This is a genomic window from Mesorhizobium sp. P5_C1, assembly GCF_054049815.1.
Genome location: NZ_JBFULQ010001291.1, coordinates 1 through 680, shown reverse-complemented (window position 1 = coordinate 680; position 680 = coordinate 1). Strand labels below are relative to the sequence as shown.

General features: G+C 62.4%; 1 protein-coding gene and 1 pseudogene. One reads left to right on the top strand and one right to left on the bottom strand.

The features are described 5' to 3' along the window. A pseudogene (locus ACXJ7R_RS35440) lies at window positions 1–448 on the top strand (hypothetical protein); the annotation flags it as partial. 14 nt (window positions 449–462) lie between these two features. Here the strand turns inward: ACXJ7R_RS35440 and ACXJ7R_RS35435 are convergent. Continuing rightward, a partial coding sequence (locus tag ACXJ7R_RS35435) for a DUF2314 domain-containing protein (RefSeq protein WP_457155848.1) occupies window positions 463–680 on the bottom strand: 218 nt, incomplete at its 5' end.

Here is a 680-nt window from a genome sequence, read left to right as displayed (position 1 = left end):
GGGTGTCATCGTCGCTTTCGAAGCGATCGAACCGTTCCCGGGAATATTGGTGGCGACGCGGCGGACCAATGCGGTCGTCGGCTTCTTCCGCGGCATGTTCGCCAGCAAGATGCAGGACTTGTCGTCCGGTGTGCCCGAACTCGACGCCGCCTATGAATTCCGCACCGACAACACCGAGGCTGCACGGCCGTTGGTGACCGGCCGGCTGGCGCAGGCGCTGAAATGGCTGGGCGAAACCTGGCCGGACGATCCGGCCCGCGTCGCGCTCAACGGCAGCGACGGTTTCCTGCTGCTGCCGCAGACGAAGAATTTCTTCGAGCTGCCGGCTATCGCGGTGCCGCTCGACTACACCAGGCATGTTGCGCCGATGATCGCCGACATGGGCGCCATGCTGGCGACGGCAGCGCTGGTGCGCAAGATTGGCGCGAAGGATGGGGAGACGGGTTAGTCAGGTGACGCGCGTCAGCAGTCGAAGCCATAGTTCTGGCGGTAATAGTCGACGTCTTCCTTCGACATGGTCTTAAACAACACACAGACGGTGAAGCTGCCGACTTGACGGCCGTTTCTGGTGTAGCCCCAGTCGGAAATATCTCCCCGGGTGAATTCGAGTTCCTGGCCGGCTACGACGTTGTGCACGCTCTGTGGCTCGTTCGCCAACGTACCTGCAAATCCGGTTGCGG